We start from the raw sequence: 19,100 nt of genomic DNA, 5'->3' as shown, positions 1-19,100 counted from the left end.
CTACTTCGGCGGGGCGCAGGAGGAGCGGGGGACGAGGCGGGTGGGGAGGCGGACGTGGCGCTGGGCGGGGTCGCGGCCGGCCAGCAGGTCGAGGAGCATCTCGACGGCTATCAGGCCCATCTGCTGGATCGGCTGCTCGACCGTCGTCAGGGGCGGGTCGCTCATCATGCTCTCGGGGACGTTGTCGAAGCCTATGACCGAGAGGTCGTCCGGGACGCGCAGGCCCATCGACGTGGCCACCTCGATCGTGGAGATGGCGGAGACGTCGTTCGCGGCGAAGATCGCGGTGGGCGGGTCGGGGAGGGTGAGCAGCTCACGGACGGTGTTGCGGGCGTCGGTTTCGTCGTAGCCGGCGACGCGGATGAGGGCGGGGTCCGGCGGGAGGCCGGCCTCGGCCAGGGCGGAGCGGTAGCCCTCCTCGCGTAGCGGCCCCGACTCCAGGTCGCGGGGCGGCCGGCCGAGGAAGCCGATGCGCCGGTGGCCGAGGGCGATGAGGTGTTCGGTGGCCAGGCGGCCGCCCTGGAGGTTGTCGGCGTCGACCGTCGGGACGGTCTCGCGCCCGCTGTGCGGATCGACGGCCACGACGGGGGTGCCGCCGTCGACGTCGAGCACCGTGGGCGTGACCAGCACCGCGCCGTCGATGAGCGTGCCGGACAGGCGCGACAGGTAGCGCCGCTCCCAGCCGAGCCGGCCCGAGCCCTTGCCGCCGCCCGCGTAGACCACCAGCTCGTAGTCGGTGCCCCTGATCGCGCGGGCGGCGCCCTTGAGCAGCTCGGCGCTGAACGGCTCGATGTCCCAGACGAGGACACCGATCACGTTGGTGCGCTGGTTGCGCAGGCTGCGGGCCACGAGGCTGGACTCGTAGCCGAGCTCGGCGATCACCTCGCGCACCCGGTCGACGGTGGCCGCCGCCACGCCGTAGCGGTCGTTGAGCACCTTCGACACCGTCGCCACCGACACCCCGGCATGCTCGGCGACGTCGCGGATCGTCACGCGGCCACTGTTCACGGCGCCGATCCTAGCGCATGTAAAACGTTATCGATAACGATTGACATCGACGTGAGCGGACTTGCACCATGTCGGACTAACCGCAGCAAGACCGGCTGTGTGCGGTGTCATGCCGGAGCTTCGTCTCCGGCGGGTGCGCAGGAAGGTGAAGGACATGAAGACAGCGGTCGGATCCCCCAGACCACTGCTCGCGATCGGGCTCGCCGTGCTGACGGTGGGCGTCGCCGCCTGCGGGACCTCCGGTCCCCGGCAGGCCGGGAGCACTTCGGCGGACGCGGGAGGCCCTTCCGCGTGGATCATCAGCGGCGTCACCGCCAAGGCCTTCCAGAACTCCTTCGATTCCTGGAACGCGGCCCACGAAGGGCAGAAGTTCGCCATCCAGGAGTTCGCCAACGACCCCTACAAGCAGAAGATCCGCACCGCCGTCGGCGCGAAGCAGGCCCCCACGCTGATCTACGGCTGGGGCGGCGGCGTGCTCAAGTCGTACGTGGCCGCCGGCGCCGTCGAGGACCTGAGCGACCTCGCGGCGGACCCCGCGGTCAAGGACCGGTTCCTGCCCTCGATCGCCGCGGTAGGCAAGGTGGACGGCAAGACGTACGCGGTGCCGAACAACGGCGTCAAACCGGTGGTCGTCTACTACAACAAGGACCTGTTCGCCAAGATCGGCGCCCAGCCGCCCAAGACGTGGAACGAGCTGATGGCGCTGGTGCCGAAATTCACGGGGGCGGGCATCGCGCCGTTCACCGTGAGCGGCCAGGCCAAGTGGCCGCTGCTGCCGTGGCTGGCGTACCTGATCGACCGCATCGGCGGCCCCCGCGTCATGGACGACATCACCGCGGGTAAGCCGAACGCCTGGTCGGACCCGGCGGTGACGGAGGCCAACAAGAAGATCCAGGAGCTGGTCAAGGCGGGCGGCTTCGTCAAGGGCTTCTCCTCGATCTCCACCGACAGCGGCGCCGACGTGGCCCTGCTCTACACCGGCAAGGCCGCGATGACGCTCGGCCTGCCCGCGACGTACCAGACGATCAAGACGGCGAACCCGCAGTTCGTCAAGGACGGCAAGCTCGGTTACGTGCCGTTCCCCGTGGTGGAGGGCGGCAAGGGCGACCCCGCGAACGTGGTGGGCAACCCGACCAACTTCTGGTCGATCTCGGCGGCGGCGACGCCGGAGCAGAAGCAGGCGGCCCGTGAGTACGTCAAGAGCGACCTGCTGAACGAGAAGTACGCCGCCGACCTGCTGGCCGTCGGCAACGTTCCGCCGGTGGAAGGAGCGGAGGACGCCATCGCCGCGTCCGACGACCCCGCGTACTACTCGATGATCTACGAGACGGCGAAGAAGGCTCCGAACTTCCAGCTCAGCCTGGACCAGGCGCTCGCCCCCGAGGCGGGCGACAAGCTGCTGACCACGCTGCAGCAGGTCTTCCTCGAAGAGATCACCCCAGAGCAGTTCGCCACCACCATGAACGCCACGATCACCGGCTGAGGCGATGCACGTGTCCGCAACCCGAGCCCGCACCCGCAGCGGGCTGTTCACCCTGCCGGCGCTGGTGATGTTCGTGGTGTTCGCCGTGGTCCCGCTCGCGGGCGCGGTGGTCCTCAGCCTCACCCGGTGGGACGGCCTCGGCGAGATCTCGTGGGAGGGCCTCGGCAACTGGGCCGAGGTGCTGCACGACCCGGTGACCGGCAACGCGCTCCTGCTCACCCTCAAGATCATGGTGTTCTCGTGGGTGGTGCAGACGCCGATCAGCCTGCTGCTCGGCGTGTTCACCGCGGGGACCCAGCGCTACCGGGCGGTGCTCGCCGTGCTGTACTTCCTGCCGCTGCTGCTCTCGTCGGCCGCCGTGGCCATCGCGTTCAAGGCCGTGCTCGACCCGAACTTCGGCCTCGGCGGGGTGCCGGGCCTCGGTTTCCTCAGCCTCGACTGGCTCGGCGACCCCGACCTCGTGCTGTACGTCGTGATCTTCGTGATCGCGTGGCAGTTCGTGCCCTTCCACACCCTGCTTTATCAGGCCGCCGTCCGGCAGATCCCGGCCTCCCTGTACGAGGCCGCCGACATCGACGGCGCCGGCCGCGTCAAGCAGTTCCGCTACGTCACCCTGCCGCAGCTCCGCAACACCGTCGTCACGTCGTCCACGCTCATGGTGACCGGCTCGCTGACGTACTTCGACGTGGTGTTCGTGCTCACCGGCGGCGGTCCTGGCAACGCGACGCGGCTGCTCCCGCTCGACATGTACCTCACCGGCTTCTCGGCCAACGACATGGGCAAGGCCAGCGTGCTCGCCGTGATCCTGGTCGTGACCGGGCTGGCGCTGGCCTTCTCGTTGACCAAGTACACCGGCTTCGCCCGCATGCGCAGCGAACAGGAAGGGCTCTGATGGCCACCACCCTGACCAGGACCAAGGTACGGCGGCTGCCCAACGTCGGCGCCGGCATCGGCGGCCTCGTCTGGCTGGCCGTCATCATCGTGCCCATCTACTACGTGGTGATCTCCAGCCTGCGCAGCCAGACCGGCTTCTTCGCCAGCAACCCGCTGGCCCTGCCGGACAGCGTCTCGCTCGACAACTACGCGCTGGTGCTGGAGAGCGGGTTCGGCCGCTACTTCCTCAACAGCGTCATCATCACGGTGGTCTCGGTCGTGGTGACGGTCGCGTTCTCGCTGATGGCGGCGTACGGGGTGGTGCGCGGGGAGGGCAGGCTCGCGCGTACGGGCTTCTCGGTCTTCCTGCTGGGCCTGGCGATCCCGGTGCACGCCACGATCATCCCGCTCTACTACATGATCACCCGCCTGCACCTGTACGACAGCCTGCTCGCGCTGATCCTGCCGTCCATCGGCTTCGCGATCCCGATCACGGTGCTGATCCTGGCGAACTTCATCCGCGACATCCCCAGGGAGCTGTTCGAGTCGATGCGGATGGACGGGGCGGGCGACTGGGTCATGCTGTGGCGGCTGGTGCTGCCGCTGGCCCGTCCGGCCCTGGTCACGGTCGGCATCTACGACGCGCTGCACGTCTGGAACGGCTTCCTGTTCCCCCTCATCCTCACCCAGAGCCCCGACCTGCGCGTGCTGCCGATGGCGCTGTGGGCGTTCCAGGGCGAGTTCACCGTGGACGTGCCCGCGGTGCTGGCCGCCGTGGTGCTGTCCACCCTGCCCATGCTCGTCGCGTACGTGCTGGGCCGCCGCCACCTCGTACGCGGCCTCACGGCCGGCTTCGGCAAATGACCCTCAACCCAAGGAGAGATCCCCTCACCATGCACGACGAGTCCGCAAGGCTGCACATCGACGGCGACCGACTGGTGACCGCGTCCGGCGAGACGGTTCGCCTGCGCGGCGTCGGGCTCGGCGGCTGGATGAACATGGAGAACTTCATCACCGGCTACCCCTCGACCGAGGAGCTGCAGCGCGCCGCGCTGCGCCGGGTGCTCGGGCAGGACGTCTACGACGCCTTCTTCGAGCGTTTCCTGGAGGTGTTCTTCACCGACGACGACGCGCGCTTCCTCGCCGATCTCGGCATGAACAGCGTCAGGGTGCCGTTCAACTACCGGCACTTCGAGGACGACGACCGGCCGATGCGGCTCAAGGAGGAAGGTTTCCTGCTGCTCGACCGGGTGATCGAGACGTGCGCGCGGCACGGCCTCTACACCGTGCTCGACCTGCACGCCGCGCCCGGCTACCACAACCAGCGCTGGCACAGCGACAACCCCACGCACCGGTCGCTGTTCTGGACGCACCGGCACTTCCAGGACCGGGTCGTGCACCTGTGGGAGGCGCTGGCCGACCGGTACAAGGACAACCCGTGGGTCGCGGGCTACAACCCGCTCAACGAGCCGGCCGACCCGTCGGGCGAGCGCATCGGGCCGTTCTACGAGCGGCTGCACGCCGCGATCAGGGCCGTCGATCCGTCGCACGTCCTCTTCCTGGACGGCAACCGGCACGCCACCGACTTCGAGCTGTTCGCCGACCCGCTGCCCGGCACGGTCTACACCGTGCACGACTACGCGTTGGCCGGCTTCGCCGACAGCGGCGACTACCCGGGCCTCTCGCGGGGGCGGCACGTCGATCGCGACTACCTGGAGGCCAGGTTCCTGGAGCGGGCGGAGTACATGCGGCGTACCGGGACGCCGATCTGGGTGGGGGAGTTCGGGCCGGTCTACAGCACGCCGTACGGGGGCGACCCGGCGCTCGACGGCGCCCGCTACCGCGTGCTGGCCGACCAGCTCGGCATCTACGACGCGTACGGGGCCGGCTGGAGCCTGTGGACGTACAAGGACATCGGGTTGCAGGGCGTCGTTCACGCCGCCGCGGACTCGCCGTACCTGCGCAGGATCGCGCCCGTCCTGGAGAAGAAGGCCCGGCTGGGCGTGGACGTGTGGGGCGGCGTGGACACCGGCGTCCGGCACCTGCTGGAGCCGATCGAGCGGACCGTGGCCGAGGAGTTCCCGGGTTTCGACCCGCCGCCGTTCGGCCAGCGGCAGTGGATCCACGTGCTGGTGCGGCACATCCTGCTGGCCGAGCCCATGGTGGACGAGTTCGCCGCGCTCTTCGCCGGCATCGACGCGGAACAGGCCAGGGAGCTGGCGGACTCGTTCCGGTTCGACCGCTGCGCCGTACGGGCCCCCCTCGCCGAGACGCTGAGGAAGCACCTGTGAAGATCACCGAGATCGAGACCCTGACCCGGGGCAAGCTCGCCGTCGTCCTGGTCCGTACCGACGACGGCCTGGAGGGCATCGGGCAGACCGCGCCGTACGAGGCGGCCACCACGGTCAGCGTGCTGCACTCGATGGTCGCGCCGATGTTCGTCGGCCGCGACCCGTGGGACGCCGAGGCGCTGGTCGACGCCTGCCTGCGGACGCACTACAAGTTCCCGAGCAGCTTCCTGCACCGCGCGCTCGCCGGGGTGGAGACGGCGCTCTGGGACATCATGGGCAAGGCGGCGGGCCGGCCGGTGTGCCAGCTGATCGGCGGGCACGCGCGCACGTCCGTCCCCATGTACGCCTCCAGCATGTCCCGCGCCATCACCCCCGAGGACGAGGCGGAGCGGCTCGGCCGGCTCATCGCCGAGCAGGGGTTCCGCGCGGTCAAGATCCGGGTGGGGGAGGCGATGGGGCGCGACGGCGACGCGGCGCCGGGGCGTACCGAGCGGATCATCACGCACCTGCGCGATGCGCTCGGCCCCGACGTCGACCTGTCGGCGGACGCCAACGGCGGGTACTCGGTGCCCAGGGCGATCAGGGTCGGCCGGATGCTGGAGGAGCACGGCTACTTCCACTTCGAGGAGCCCTGCCCGTTCACCGACCTCGAAGCGACCGCCCAGGTCACGGCGGCCCTCGACATCGCGGTCTCCGGCGGCGAGCAGGACTTCTCGCTGCCGCAGTTCGGCCGCATGATCGCGATGCGCGCGGTGGACATCGTGCAGCCCGACATCGGCTACATCGGCGGCATCTCGCGCGCCCGCAAGGTCGCCGTGCTCGCCGAGGCGGCCGGGATCCCGTGCACGCCGCACTGCGCGAACGACTCCCTGCTGCGCGTCTTCACCCTGCATCTCGCCGCGGCGATGCCGGCCTGCGCGCATCCGCAGGAGTGGAGCATCGAGACCACCCCGTGGACGCGGGACGTCTACGGGCCGATGCCCGAGGTGCGCGACGGCGAAGTCCCGGTGCCGACGGAGCCCGGCTGGGGCGTCGAGCTGCTGCCGTCCTTCGCCCGCACCGCCGACCGGGCCCTGACCCGCGCCTGATCACCCGTCAGCGTGCGAAGCCTCACCCGGTGGCGTACAGGCCGGCGATGAGCGCTCCGAGGTCGGCGCCGTAGTTCTCGTGGTAGACCTGCGCCGAGCAGTAGACCGGGCCGCCCTGGCGGGTGAGGTTCGGCGTCCAGACGGCGGCGTTCTCCACGCCCGGATCGCTCATCGTCATGCCGGTGAGGGTGATGTCGTCCACACCGGCGTCCACGACGTAGTTGGTCACGGCCTTGCGCTCGTACAGACGCCATTGCAGCGTCGCGCTCGTCGCGCCGGCCAGCCGGGACGTGACGTCGACCGTCGCCCGCACCCACGTGCCCGCCGTGTCGGCCGTGACGTCACGCTCCCAGACCACCGTGCCGTTGAGCAGGAGCTGCTTGACGTGGTGGCCCGCCGGATCCTGCGGCCCGCGGGTGTCGCTGTGGTGGAAGGTGATCCGCTTGACCGTCCCCGAGGTCACGGTGGCCGTCCGCGTCGCGCCGCACCACATGCCGGCCTTGGTCGCGGTGTTCTGCTGGACCACGAAGCTCAGCCGCCCGGAGCCCGTGCGGGCCAGGTTGTCGGCCGCGGGGCGCGTCCACGCCAGGTCGCGGGAGTGGTACGGGAGCTTGTACTGCAGGACGCCGGCCAGCTCACCGCTGCGGACGTGCTCGACACCCTTCCTGGTGACCGCCTCGACGTAGGACACCGTGGGCTTCTGGGCGGCGTGGCTCAGGGGGTAGGCGTAGGGCATCAGGTAGATCTCGGTGCCGGGCAGCCGCTGGGCGAGCTGCCGCACCTGGTGCGACAGGCTCCACGGCCAGGAGGTGTCGCGGTACGGCTCGTCGCGGAAGGGGAAGATCACCCCGTCCATCAGCGGGATCTGCTCGGCGACGAACGCGTCGGTGAACTGGGGGTAGTAGACGGTCGGGACGAATCTGAGGTCGGGGCTGATCGCCTCGGCCGCCGCCCGCATCTGCCGGAGGTAGGCGGGAGTGAACGTGCGGAGGTCGTAGGCGTAGTCGTCCACCGTCCAGCCGGTCAGGTTCGGGTGGCTCGCGGCGAGCTTGGCGATCTCGCGCGACCAGGCGACGTAGTCGTGCCTGAACGGCTTCGACACGCAGCAGCCCGCCTGGCTCGGCGAGTACACCAGCACCCAGACGTCGATCCCCGCCGCGGCGGCCGCGGGCAGGAACTCGTCGCGCAGGTCGGTCCACTGCACGTCGTCACCAGCCATCGGATACACGTAGGTGTTCGCGTTGATCGCCTTCAGCCCGGCGATGATCGCCTTGGTGTCGGTGTGCCTGATCCCGTCGGCGCGTGGTTGCTCCTCGCGTATGAGGTTGCCCACCGTGCCCAGGACGCCGGGGGCGGCGGCGTGGGACGCGCCGGGAAGCATTGACAGCAGCACGACGAGCACGGTCGCGAGTGCGAGACGGGTCACGGGGGTCCTTCGCCAGGTGATCAGGGGTGAGACCGGTGAGCGTAATGGCGGGCGGTATGCGGACGGTATAGCTGGATCGTCACAAGCCGACGGAGCCCGGCTGGGGCGTCGAGCTGTTCTTCGCCCGCACCGCCGATCGGGCACTGACCCGCGTCTGACCACCCGTCAGCGTGGCCTCCGCGTGCCGCCGGAAGGCCGCGACCAGCCGGCTCCCGTCGCCGGCGCGGGTGGCGAGCACGACCTGGCTCGGCTCGACGCCGCGCAGGGGGACGGTGGTCAGGGCGGGATGCAGGCCGGTGGCGTGGTCGAGGGGCGGGCCGACGGCCACCGCCCGCCCCTCGGCGATGAGCTCGTGCTTGTCCTCGAGGTCCTCGACCAGCGGGCCGTCGGGGGCGGGCCGCCCGTCGGGACGGGGATCCATCCGCCAGTAGGCGTTGAGCAGCGCGTCCGTACGCCGGACGTGGGGGATCGGCTCGCCGGCGATGTCGTCGAGGGTGACCGAGTCGCGGCCGGCCAGCCGGTGGTCGCGTGCGACGACCAGGACGCGGGGCTCGTCGTGGAGGACCGTGACGTGGAGCTGATCGGTGGCGAACGGCAGCCGGGTCACGACCGCGTCGACGCGGTGGTCGAGCAGGGCCGACCGCGAGTCGTTCCAGGCCAGCAGGCGGGTCTTCACCTCGGCGTCCGGCTCGGCCTGCCGCAGGGCGCGTACGGCGGGGGTGATGACCAGGCCGCGGGTGTAGCCGATGGTGATCTCATGGGTCTGCGCGGCGGCGCGGGCGCGGGCCATGGCCTGGCCCGCCGACCGCAGCAGCTCGCCGGCCAGGGGCAGGAAGACCTCCCCTGCCTCGGACAGGCGGGTGCCGCGCGTCGAACGGTCGAGCAACCGGGCGCCGAGCTGCTGCTCCAGGCGCCGGATCTGGCGGCTCAGCGAGGGCTGGGTGGTGTGCAGGGCCTCCGCCGCGCGCCCGAAGTGGCGGTGCCCGGCGAGGACGACGAAGCACTGCACGAGCCTCAGGTCGAGATCGATGGGGTCGGGGAACGCGTCGGCCATCCGCCCAGGCTAGCCCTGCCCTGCGGTGATACGCGAGAGGTATGACCGCTGGCCCGGCTCAAGGCCTCTTGCGCGAGGTCAGTCGTAAGGGGCGGATCGTCACAAACAGCCAGTGGGTGGATCGGCGCGGTGACTAGAATTCGTGATCTTGGCTGACGACGGGAGCGTTCGCTTGAGCCTGGAGATCAAGTTCCTGGGTCCGCTGGAGGTCGAGGCGGGCGGCACGGTGGTGACGATCAGCGGGGCGCGGCGGATCGGCGTGCTGGTCCGGCTCGCCCTCGACGCCGGGCAGGTCGTGCTGACCGAGACGCTGCTGTCCGACGTGTGGGCGAGCAGCTCCGCCGTCACCGCCACCAAGCAACTGCACATCGTGATCTCGAAGCTGCGCGACACGCTCGGCCCCGACGCCATCGAGACCGTTCCTGGCGGCTACCGGCTCGCCGTCGAACGTGACCACGTGGACGTGCACGCCTTCGCCCACCTGTCCAGGCAGGCCCGCGCCGCCTGCGCGGACGGCGCCACGGCCACCGCGGACGCGCTGTTCCGCGGCGCGCTGGAGCTGTGGCGGGGGCCGGTGCTGACCGAGGTGGACACGCCCTGGGCGGGCATCGAGGCCGAGCGGCTGGAGGCGGAGCGGCTCAGCGTCCTTGAGGACCACGCCGAGCTGCGGCTGGCCGCCGGCGACCAGCGGGCCCTGGCCGGCGAGCTCGCCGGGCTCGCCCGGGCGCACCCGCTGCGCGAACGTCTCGCCGCCCAGCTCATGCTCGCGCTCTATCGGGACGGCCGGGCGCCTGAGGCGCTGGAGGCGTACCAGCGCCTGCGCCGGGCCATGGTGGACGAGCTGGGGATCGAGCCGGACGCGGAGCTCCGCCGGCTGCACCAGGCCGTCCTCGCCAAGGATCCCGCGCTCGACCTGCCCAGGACGCGGCGGCTCCAGCACGTCCCTCCGGCGGAGCTGCCCGCCGACGTCCAGGCGTTCACGGCGCGGACGGCCGAGGCGGAGCGGCTGCGGGCCGACCTGGTGCGGGCCGACCTGCTGAGCGACGCCACGGTGACCGTAATCGACGGGCCCGGCGGCGTCGGCAAGTCGGCGCTCGCCGTCCACGTCGCGCACGGTGTCGCCGACCGCTTCACCGACGGCGTCATCTACGTCAACCTGCACGGCTCCACCGCCAGGCTCGCCCCGCTCGCCCCCATCGAGGCGCTGCGCCACCTGCTGCGCTCGCTGGGCCTCGACGGCGCCGCCATCCCCTCCGAGACCGAGGAGGCCGCCGCCCGCTATCGCTCGCTCACCGCCGCGAGCGACCTGCTGGTCATCCTCGACAACGCCCGCAACGTCCGCCAGGTCCGCCCGCTCATCCCGGCCGGGCCCCGCTGCCGCGTGCTGATCACCAGCCGCGATCCGCTCGCCACCCTGAACAACGCCCGGCACCTGCACCTCGGCGGGCTCGACGACGCCAACGCGGCCACCCTGCTCACCCGGATCGTCGGAGTCGGCCGCATGGAGGCCGAGCCGCAGGCCGTCGAGGAGATCGTCCGGCTCTGCGGCGGTTTCCCGCTCGCGCTGCGCATCGTGGCCGCGCGCCTGGCCGCGCGTCCCGACCGGCCGCTCTCCCACCTCGCGGTCCGTCTCGCCGACGCCACCAGGCGGCTCGACCTGCTGGAGTACGCGGACCTCGCGGTACGCGCCGGCCTCGCGGTCAGCCACCAGCAGCTACGCGAGGAGCCCGCCGGCCAGGACGCCGCGCACCTGCTCTGCCTGCTCGGGCTGGCGGACCTGCCGGCGTACACGCCCGCCGCCACGGCCGCGCTGGCCGGCTGGCCGGAGCACCGCGCCGAGACCGCCCTGGAGCACCTGCTGGACGCCCGCCTGCTCGAACGCGCGGGCCCCGACCGCTACCAGCTCCACGACCTGGTCGGCCTGTACGCACGCGAGCAGGACCTCCCCGGCGACGAACGCGCGAGCGCGACCCGCCGCGTGCTGCACCACTACCTGGCCACCGCGCAACGGGCCGCCGACCTGCTGAACGACCACACGGAGGCCGGCCTGTACGCCACCGACCAGGCGGGTGAGGAGCTGCCCACGCTGGAGGCCGCCAACGCCTGGCTGGACGGGGAGCGGGACAACCTCCTGGCCGCGGTGCGCCAGGCGGCACGGCTGGCCGACGGCTCGGCGGTCGGGCTCGCCCACCACCTGCTGTGGCTGTTCGACCGCCGGGGATGGTTCGCCGAGGCACTCGAAGCGGGTGCGGAGGTGCTGCGGCAGGCCAGGGAGCGGGCGGACTGGCAGGCCCAGGTCAGCCTGCTGCAGGGGCTCGCCGGCATCCACCAGCAGGTCGGCGGTCTCCAGGAATCCGTGCGCTGCCTGGAGGACGCGCTGGCGTGCGTCGAACGGACGGAATCGCCCCGCAGGAAGGCCGGCCTCTACAACGACCTCGGCATCACCTACACCCAGATGGAGCGCTACGACGACGCGCTCACCGCGCTGCGCGGCGCCCTCGTCATCACCCAGGAGGAGGGGCGGACCCTGCACGAGGGGATGGTCCGCTCCAACCGGGCCCAGGTCTATCACCGGCAGGGAAGGCACGCCGAAGCCGAGGACGAGGCGCGGCTCGCCCTGGCGTTGACGGTGAAGGAGCAGGGCAACGCCGGCGCGGTGGGCGTCGCGCACGACACGCTGGCCGACTGCCTGCGGGCGCGGGGCTCGCTCGAGGAGGCGGTCGGCGAGTTCCGGATGGGCATCGAGTACCAGCGGGAGGCGGCCTACACCATGGGCCTCGCCGTGTCCCACTGGTGGCTCGGCCACACCCTGCACGACCTGGGCCGGCACGACGAGGCCAGGGAGTCGTGGCGGGCGTCGCTGGCGCTCCTGCGCGACGCCCGGCTGATCACGCCCGGCGAGGAGGCCCGCTACCTTGCGCAGCCGGTCCCCGACCTGCCAGAGGCGATCAAGAACCAGCTGTGAGCGCCGGGATATACCCGTGCCATACTGCGCCTGCGTAGGGTCTGGCCCTGATGAGACTCGAGATCGGGCTGCTCGGGCCCTGGCAGATCACGATGGACGGGCGGCCCCTGCCGCTGTCCGGCCACCGCCGCGTCGCTGTGCTGACGCGCCTGGCGCTGGACGCCGGCCGGCCCGTCACCACGCGGCAACTCGTCGCCGACGTGTGGGGGCGGTCCTCCACCACCACCGCCGCCAAGCAGATCAACATCGTGGTGTCGAAGCTGCGCGACACGCTCGGCGCCGGCGCCATCGCGACCGTCCCCGGCGGCTACCTGCTCGACCTGCCCCGCGACCAGATCGACGCGCACCACTTCACGCTGCTGGCCGGGCAGGCGCGGGCGGCCCGCGACCGGGGCGAGCCCAGCACGGCGGACAGGTGGTTCCGCCAGGCGCTGGACCTGTGGCGGGGGCGGGCCCTCGCCTGGCTGGACGAGCCGTGGGCGCAGGTCGAGGCCAAGCGCCTGGAGGCCGAACGCCTCGCCGTCTACGAGGACCACACCGAGCTCCGGCTGGCCGCGGGCGACCATGTCGCGGTGATGGCGGACCTCGTTCCGCACGTACAGGCGCACCCACTGCGGGAGGGGCCGCGCGCGCAGCTCATGCTGGCGCTCTACCGCGCGGAGCGGCCGGCCGAGGCGCTCGCCGTCTACCAGGAGGGGCACGCGGCCATGGTCGGCGAGCTCGGCCTCGAACCGGGCGCGCGGCTGCGCCGGCTGCGGGACGCCATCCTCGCCAGAGACCCCGCGCTCGACCTGCCCGCGCCCACGCGGCAGGGCACGATCGTCCCGGCCGAGCTGCCCGCCGACACCCGGTCGTTCACCGCCCGGCAGGAGGAGGTGACGTGGCTGAGCGAGGCGCTGCTGCACGCGAACGTGGCCGTCATCGACGGGCCGGGCGGGGTGGGCAAGTCGGCGCTCGCCGTCCACGTGGCGCACACGGTGGCCGGGCGGTTCCGCGACGGCGTCATCTACCTCAACATGAACGGCTCCACGCCCGGCCTGCCGCCCCTGCCGGTGCCCGACGGCCTGGGCCACGTGCTGCGGTCGCTGGGTCTCGACGGGTCCGCCGTGCCGTCCGACGTGGAGGGAGCGGTGGCCCGCTACCGGGCGCTCACCGAGGGGAGCGAGGTGCTCCTCATCCTGGACAACGCGCTCGACGCCCGGCAGGTGCGGCCGCTCATCCCGGCCGGGCCGCGCTGCCGCACCGTCATCACCAGCCGCACCGCACTCGGCAGGCTGGACGCGGAGCTCGGGGACGTCCGCCGGCTGCACCTGGCCGGGCTCGGCCATCGGGACGCCGTCACGCTGCTGTCCAGGATCGCCGGTCCCGACCGCGTCGAGCGCGAGCCCGAGGCCGCCGCGGCGGTCGCCCGGCTCTGCGGCGGACTGCCGCTGGCCGTGCGCATCGCCGGCGCCCGCCTGGTGGCGCGGCCCGACCGGCGGGTGGCCGACCTCGCCGACCGCCTGGCCGACGCCACCCGCCGCCTCGACACCCTGCAGTACGACGACCTCGCGGTACGCGCCGGCATCGCGGTCAGCCACCGGCAGCTCCACGAGGAGCAGGACGGCCACGACGCCGCGCACGTGCTGCCGCTCCTGGGCCTGCTCGACACGCCGACCCACACCCCGGCCGCCACGGCCGCCCTGGCCGGCTGGCCTGAGCCACGGGCGGAGGCGGCCCTCGATCACCTGCGCGGCGCCCGGCTCGTGGAACCAGCGGGCCGCGACCGGTACCGCTTCCACGACCTCATCCGCCTGTACGCCAGGGAGCAGGCCGCCGAGCTGCCCGAGAACGAGCGCGCGGCCGCGCTCGACCGCGGCTACCACCACTATCTGGCCACGCTCAACACCGCCACCCTGCTCGTGCACCCCCAGCCCATGGAGCCGTACTACGAGGCCGAGCAGCCCGGCGTCCCGCTCGCCGACGCGCAGGAGGCCGGCAGGTGGACCGAGGCGGAGCGGGACAACCTCCTCGCCGTGACCCACCAGGCGATGGAGTCCGCGGTGCCGCACGTCGCCCTCGGGATGGCGCTGGGGCTGCACATGCCGTTCAACTACCGGGGCTGGGTCACCCACCTGGCCGACATCCACGCCGGCGCGGTCGAGCTGGCCGCGCGGTGCGGCGACCGGGCGGGTGAGGCGCAGGCGGCGGCGTACCTCGGCTGGGTCCACCGCGACCAGGGGCGCGACGAGCAGGCCATCGCGGACCTGGAACGGGCGGCGAAGTGCTGGGACGAGGCCGGGCTGCCGCACCGGCGCACCGGGCCCATCAACAATCTGGGGATCATCCACACCAAGCTGGACCGGCTCGACCGCGCCCACGCCTACCTGTCCGAGGCGCTGTCGATCGCCTTGGCGAGAGGCGAGGAGTACCAGCGCGGGGCCATACTCAACAACCGCGCGCACGTGCTCTACCGGCAGGGCCGCTACGACGAGGCCGTCGCCGAGGCGAAGGAGGCGACCGCGGCGTGGGCCGGCAGCCTGTACGGCGAGGGCCTGTCCCGCGAGACCCTGGCCCGCGCGTACATGCACGCCGGCCGCCTGGAGGAGGCCGCAGAAACCTTCCAGGTGGCGCTGACGCTCCTGCACGAGGGCGGCTACCGCATCGGCTACGCCGTCGCCGCCTGGTGGTCCGCCCAGACCCTGCACGCCCTGGGCAGGACGGACCTGGCGCGCAGGGACTGGCGCCGCTGCTTCACCGCGCTCCTGGAGGCCCGCCTGCTGACCCGTTCGGAGGTGGACGAGCTGCTGGCACAGCCCGTCCCCGCGATGCCTCAGCCGGTCAGGCACATGCTCTAGGCGGAAGCCCCGCCGGTCGGCGGCGGGGCTCGCGCACGTCACTCGACCGTGATGCGGTGAATGGCCTTGGCCGGGCCGGCCGTGATGTCACCTCCCCATGTCGCGAGGTAGGTGTAGTGGCCGGCGGTGGTGAGGGTGTCGGTGAGTGTGAACGTGCCGTCGGCGTTCAGGCGCACCGGCGGGAGCGTCACGCTGTCGCTGGCGTCGTCGACCTTGATGCTGCGCAGCACGGTGAACGTGGTCCACGAACCGAGCGACCGGCCGTTCGCCGTCAAGGTGCCGGTCAGCTGCACGGTCGTGCCGGCGGTGCCCGTCTCGGGGCCGTCCAGGGTGAGGGTGGACCTGTCCCTGGCGTTCAGGGCGGCGAAGGCGCCGGCGCGGCGGTAGCGATCGTCGCCCTCCCAGTACACCAGGTAGATCCACTCGCCCCGCTCCGGCATGGTGTCCTCGAAGCTGAACGTGCCGTCCTTACCGGTCCGCACGCCGGTGATCAGCTCCTTCCCCTCGTAGGTCGAGCGCCGGACCACGGTGAGCGGCTTGAGCGCGAGCGGCTTGCCGTCGGCACGGGTGAGCCGGCCCTCGATGGTGGCCGGCGAGCCGACGTACGCGTACGTCGGGGCCGTCACCGTCAGCGTGGAGGCCGGCAGCTCGGCGCCGGTCACCCGCCACAGCAGCAGCCGGTCCGTCGTGCTGCGCAGCAGCATGAAGACGTCGGAGCCGGAGAACGCGACGCCGTCCAGGAGTGCCTCGGCGTCCCACTGCTCGGCCCCGAACAGCGCCGTGCCGCTCGCGGCGTCGTAGACGGTGAGGTCGTTGTTGCCGTATTCGGCGGCCAAGGCGACGTAGGCGCCGTCGCCGCTGAGTGCCACGGCCGACGCGTAGCCGATCCAGCCGTCGCCGTATTCGCCGCTCACGGTCAGCGTGCGGGTGTCGAACCGGATGACGTCGTTGGGGCTGCTGGCCATGGCGAACAGCGCGGTGCCGTCGGAGCTCAGCGCGAGGTCGCGCAGGTAGTCCAGGTAGACCTGGTCGCCTTCGATGGTGCCGCGCAGCTCGGGGGTGTCGCCGCCGACGTCGTAGACCAGCAGGTCACCCTCGTGCACGCTGCGCTGGCCGACCACCAGCGTGTCGCCGGCGGCCGCGAGCACCGGAGCGCGCAGCTGCTCGCCGCCGACCGCCACCGGAACGGGGGCGGTCGCGCTCAGGTCGAGGCCGACGACGCCGCCCTTGCCGGTGTCGCAGCCGTGCCCCACCCACAGCCGCTCGCCCAGCAGCGCCAGGCTGACGGGGCACGGGTGTGACGACAGGTCGAGCCTGCGGGTGACGGCGAGGGTCGCGGTGTCGATCTCGGCGACCTCGTTGGAGCCGCTGAGCGCCGCGTACAGGCGGGCGCCGTCCTGGGCCATGGCCAGCTGGCGGACGCCGGACAGCCCGGTGATGACGTCGCCGGTGGGGGTGCCGGTGGCGTCGGCCACGATGACCCGGTCGTCGGCGCCGACGAACACCCGGCCGCCGCCGACGGCCAGGTCGGCGCTGTAGGCCTGGGTGGTCACCCCGAGGTCGGCGGGGGCGGTGGCCGCCGCGGCGGCGGGGGTGGCGATGGTGAGCAGGCCCGCGATCAGGCCGGCGGCGCCCAGGTGAGCGGCTAATCGGCGGACGAGGGAATGACGCACGAGAACCTCCGAAGACGATGGGAACGTACGTTCTAATAACGTCGTACGGAGGCTCTCGCGTCAAGATCGGCCACTCGCGTGACACCGAACCGTGATCATGCGAATTCCAGGATGGCGGGTTCGGGCGGACGGTGCGAATGTAGAGGCATGGCGACCCGCTGGAGGAGAACGTGGGAACCCCCGAGCTGACCACCAAGATCGTGCTTGCCGCCGTCCGCGACCACGGAGACGCGGCCTACGACTTCCTCATCGACGACTACCCGTCCGACCGGGTGATCGCCGAGTTCACCAAGGCGGCCAGGTCGGGCTTCACCACGTTCGGGGTGGCGGTGCACATGGCGTCGCTGACCGACAAGGGCCGTAAGGAGCTCGGCTGAAGGCAAGGGCCGTAAGGAGCTCGGCTGAAGGCGCCGGTCACCGGGCGAACGCCTGGAGCGCCTTCTTGAGCTGCCGTGAGTACGGCAGCGGGTCGCCGTAGTGCTCGGCGGTCCTGCTCGGGTCCTCCTTGAGCACGTGGCTGACCCCGGTCAGGCGGACGAACGTCGTGCCGGCCTTCCTCAGCCCGGTGGCCAGGTGCTCGACGTCCGCGCAGCTCACCTGGATGTCGGCGTCGCTGCAGCTCAGCAGCGCCGGGGTGCGGGGCTTGAGCCGGGCGGCGACCTTGGGCGGGTCGAGGCGGTCGATCTCCGACAGGAACTTCGCGTTCACGGGGGAGAGCAGGCTCGACAGGCCGCCGGGCAGGTTCGGCGGCACCGTGCCGTCGGCGCGCAGCGACGCGACGGCACGCGCCATGGCCTCCTCGATCTCCTTCGCCTGCGCCTCGGTGATGAGGCCCGCCTGCGCCTGGGCCCTGAGCTGGGCGGCGACCTGGGCGCTGATGACGTCGAGGTAGCGGCGGCTCAGCGGCTGGAGCAGGGCGACGCCGCGCACCGGGGTCTTCGACCTGGTGGCGAGCAGGAGGGCGAACAGCGCGCCCTCGCTGTGCCCGATGGCGGTGAGCCGGCGCCTGTCGACGCCGGGCCGCCTGGCCAGGAACGCCAGCGCCGCCTGGGCCTGCCGCTCGAAGACGCCGACGCCGACCTCGGCGACCTTGTCCGCGTACGGGCCGAGCCCGGTCTTGCCGGTGCCCAGCTTGTCGTAGCGCAGGCTCGCCACGCCCGCCTTGGACAGCAGCTCGGCCGTCGACTTCAGCGTGTTCACCCCGCTGAGCAGGGCGCTGTTGCCGTCGCGGTCGGTGGGGCCGCTGCCCGCGATCAGCAGTACCGCCGGGATGGGCCTGCCCGCGCGTGCCGGGTGGCGCCAGGTGCCGTACACGGTCATGCCGTCCACCCGGAAGCTCACCTCCTCCTCGACCCAGCGGGCCTGCACGGAGGCGGCGGCCGGGGGAGCGGCGGCGGCTCCGTCCACGTACGCGGCGGTCAGGAGGGTGAACGCGCACAGGCAGGCGGTCAGGCGTGAGCGGACGGGCATGGGTCACTCCATTTCTCGGGGAACGTCACAGAGCGTCGGGGCGCAGGAGGTAGAACCCGGCGATCCTGCCGTCGTGGTCGTAGGTGACGCGCAGGGTCAGCTCGCCCGCCTCGAAGAACAGCGGGGCGTTCACGACGGTGTGGTCGGCCGCCTGGTGAGCAGTCGGCTCGCCCATGCGTTCGTAACCGCCGATCGCGCCGACCACCTGCGCCCAGACCGTGGCGAGCTGGTCGGGGGAGAGCCCGGCGGCCATCGTCTCGTCGAAGTCGCGGCACACCTCCTCCCACCGGCCGCCGACCAGGCCGGCGACCAGCGCCGCCGTACGGTCGGCCGCGCCGGGCAGGATCGTGTCGGTCATGGGAGCTCCTGTTCGCGGGTCGAGGGGCCGGCCGAAGCGCTGGAACGCCGCCTGCCTGCTGGAGCCCAGCACGTCGCCGATCTCCTGCCAGGTGTGCCCGGCCGTACGCGCGCCGGCGACCGCCGCCCGCATGGCCTGATCGGCCACCCGCGCGAGGTCCCGAGCCGCCGCCACCGCCTCAAGCGGGGCGGCGGCGGCACTCAGCCGCTCCAGCAACCGCCCCGCGGCCTCCGCCAGGTCCGGTTCCGTTGCGTCGTCAATATTTCCTTTACGAGCGACCTCTGTCAAGTTCTCTTTTACGTGCTCCGCCTGCTCACGAGCCCTCCGCGCCGCACTCCGACAGGTCGCATCGCAGTACTCACGCTTCCTCCCCCGCCCTGACCTGGAGGGAAGTGACTTCCCGCACTGGCGGCAGGCCGGGCCGTCGTACGACTCCACGCCGCTGCTCCTTATTTCGTGCCATGGTCGTTAGCACGTTATCGTAGCCCAGGGCAGCACGAAATGCGGTGGCAGGGCGAGGGCGGTGGCCGCTCACGCGTCGCCGGTCGTGGATCCGAGGCCGGCCACTGCTGAC

14 protein-coding genes are annotated in these 19,100 nt (G+C 72.0%); 8 read left to right on the top strand and 6 right to left on the bottom strand.

Features of this window, described 5'->3' with window-relative positions; translation table 11 throughout:
- Positions 1 to 1,008, bottom strand: a complete 1,008-nt coding sequence (locus tag ACFFR3_RS00915) for a LacI family DNA-binding transcriptional regulator (RefSeq protein ID WP_379482435.1) — start codon at positions 1,006 to 1,008, stop codon at positions 1 to 3.
- Positions 1,009 to 1,162: 154 nt separating this feature from the next.
- Between ACFFR3_RS00915 and ACFFR3_RS00910 the strand changes: the two genes are divergently transcribed.
- Genes ACFFR3_RS00910 through ACFFR3_RS00890 form a run of 5 tightly spaced genes read left to right on the top strand, consistent with a single transcriptional unit; the run spans position 1,163 to position 6,743 of the window.
- Positions 1,163 to 2,491 carry an extracellular solute-binding protein gene (locus tag ACFFR3_RS00910; RefSeq protein WP_364370878.1) on the top strand — a complete coding sequence of 443 codons (1,329 nt, stop codon included), beginning with the start codon at positions 1,163 to 1,165 and terminating at the stop codon, positions 2,489 to 2,491.
- Positions 2,492 to 2,495: 4 nt separating this feature from the next.
- Positions 2,496 to 3,383 carry a carbohydrate ABC transporter permease gene (locus ACFFR3_RS00905; RefSeq protein WP_345388493.1) on the top strand — a complete coding sequence of 296 codons (888 nt, stop codon included), beginning with the start codon at positions 2,496 to 2,498 and terminating at the stop codon, positions 3,381 to 3,383.
- The gene (locus tag ACFFR3_RS00900) at positions 3,383 to 4,228 is read left to right on the top strand and encodes a carbohydrate ABC transporter permease (RefSeq protein ID WP_364370880.1); all 846 of its coding nucleotides are present in this window, start codon (positions 3,383 to 3,385) and stop codon (positions 4,226 to 4,228) included. The genes ACFFR3_RS00905 and ACFFR3_RS00900 overlap by 1 nt, the downstream gene beginning before the upstream one ends.
- A 29-nt stretch (positions 4,229 to 4,257) precedes the next feature.
- Entirely contained in the window at positions 4,258 to 5,655 is a 1,398-nt protein-coding gene (locus ACFFR3_RS00895; RefSeq protein ID WP_364370882.1) for a glycoside hydrolase family 5 protein, read from the top strand.
- On the top strand, positions 5,652 to 6,743 hold the full coding sequence (locus ACFFR3_RS00890) for a mandelate racemase/muconate lactonizing enzyme family protein (protein ID WP_364370884.1): 1,092 nt from the start codon (positions 5,652 to 5,654) through the stop codon (positions 6,741 to 6,743). The genes ACFFR3_RS00895 and ACFFR3_RS00890 overlap by 4 nt, the downstream gene beginning before the upstream one ends.
- A 22-nt stretch (positions 6,744 to 6,765) precedes the next feature.
- Here ACFFR3_RS00890 and ACFFR3_RS00885 read toward each other — a convergent pair whose 3' ends face one another.
- The gene (locus tag ACFFR3_RS00885; RefSeq protein ID WP_379482434.1) at positions 6,766 to 8,169 is read right to left on the bottom strand and encodes a hypothetical protein; all 1,404 of its coding nucleotides are present in this window, start codon (positions 8,167 to 8,169) and stop codon (positions 6,766 to 6,768) included.
- A gap of 79 nt (positions 8,170 to 8,248) precedes the next feature.
- A complete protein-coding gene (locus tag ACFFR3_RS00880) occupies positions 8,249 to 9,223 on the bottom strand; it encodes a LysR family transcriptional regulator (RefSeq protein WP_379482433.1) in 975 nt (324 codons plus the stop codon).
- 172 nt (positions 9,224 to 9,395) lie between these two features.
- On the opposite strand from ACFFR3_RS00880, the gene ACFFR3_RS00875 reads away from it, so the two are divergent.
- Positions 9,396 to 12,188, top strand: a complete 2,793-nt coding sequence (locus ACFFR3_RS00875; protein WP_379482432.1) for an AfsR/SARP family transcriptional regulator — start codon at positions 9,396 to 9,398, stop codon at positions 12,186 to 12,188.
- 50 nt (positions 12,189 to 12,238) lie between these two features.
- Positions 12,239 to 15,025, top strand: a complete 2,787-nt coding sequence (locus tag ACFFR3_RS00870) for an AfsR/SARP family transcriptional regulator (RefSeq protein ID WP_379482431.1) — start codon at positions 12,239 to 12,241, stop codon at positions 15,023 to 15,025.
- Between the two features lie 38 nt (positions 15,026 to 15,063).
- On the opposite strand, the gene ACFFR3_RS00865 is transcribed toward ACFFR3_RS00870, so the two are convergent.
- Positions 15,064 to 16,698 (bottom strand): hypothetical protein, encoded by a 1,635-nt coding sequence (locus ACFFR3_RS00865; protein WP_379482430.1) that lies wholly within the window; start codon positions 16,696 to 16,698, stop codon positions 15,064 to 15,066.
- Positions 16,699 to 16,868: 170 nt separating this feature from the next.
- Between ACFFR3_RS00865 and ACFFR3_RS00860 the strand changes: the two genes are divergently transcribed.
- On the top strand, positions 16,869 to 17,075 hold the full coding sequence (locus ACFFR3_RS00860) for a hypothetical protein (protein ID WP_345388468.1): 207 nt from the start codon (positions 16,869 to 16,871) through the stop codon (positions 17,073 to 17,075).
- A 37-nt stretch (positions 17,076 to 17,112) separates the two neighbouring features.
- Here the strand turns inward: ACFFR3_RS00860 and ACFFR3_RS00855 are convergent, their stop codons facing one another.
- Positions 17,113 to 18,168 (bottom strand): alpha/beta hydrolase family protein, encoded by a 1,056-nt coding sequence (locus ACFFR3_RS00855; protein WP_345388466.1) that lies wholly within the window; start codon positions 18,166 to 18,168, stop codon positions 17,113 to 17,115.
- A 25-nt stretch (positions 18,169 to 18,193) separates the two neighbouring features.
- Positions 18,194 to 18,814 (bottom strand): DUF3887 domain-containing protein, encoded by a 621-nt coding sequence (locus ACFFR3_RS00850; protein ID WP_379482429.1) that lies wholly within the window; start codon positions 18,812 to 18,814, stop codon positions 18,194 to 18,196.
- Positions 18,815 to 19,100 lie beyond the last annotated feature (286 nt).

The organism is Nonomuraea salmonea (assembly GCF_042428605.1).
Taxonomy (GTDB): Bacteria; Actinomycetota; Actinomycetes; order Streptosporangiales; family Streptosporangiaceae; genus Nonomuraea; species Nonomuraea salmonea.
Note: the sequence above shows the minus strand (reverse complement) of the source record. Positions and strands in the feature narration are given on the sequence as shown.

Excerpts from the sequence above, each read along its gene's own strand:
- ACFFR3_RS00905 (WP_345388493.1), top strand. The coding sequence starts at position 2,496 with ATGCACGTGTCCGCAACCCGAGCCCGCACCCGCAGCGGGCTGTTCACC.
- ACFFR3_RS00880 (WP_379482433.1), bottom strand. The coding sequence starts at position 9,223 with ATGGCCGACGCGTTCCCCGACCCCATCGATCTCGACCTGAGGCTCGTG.
- ACFFR3_RS00895 (WP_364370882.1), top strand. The coding sequence starts at position 4,258 with ATGCACGACGAGTCCGCAAGGCTGCACATCGACGGCGACCGACTGGTG.
- ACFFR3_RS00900 (WP_364370880.1), top strand. The coding sequence starts at position 3,383 with ATGGCCACCACCCTGACCAGGACCAAGGTACGGCGGCTGCCCAACGTC.
- ACFFR3_RS00870 (WP_379482431.1), top strand. The coding sequence starts at position 12,239 with ATGAGACTCGAGATCGGGCTGCTCGGGCCCTGGCAGATCACGATGGAC.
- ACFFR3_RS00855 (WP_345388466.1), bottom strand. The coding sequence starts at position 18,168 with ATGCCCGTCCGCTCACGCCTGACCGCCTGCCTGTGCGCGTTCACCCTC.
- ACFFR3_RS00910 (WP_364370878.1), top strand. The coding sequence starts at position 1,163 with ATGAAGACAGCGGTCGGATCCCCCAGACCACTGCTCGCGATCGGGCTC.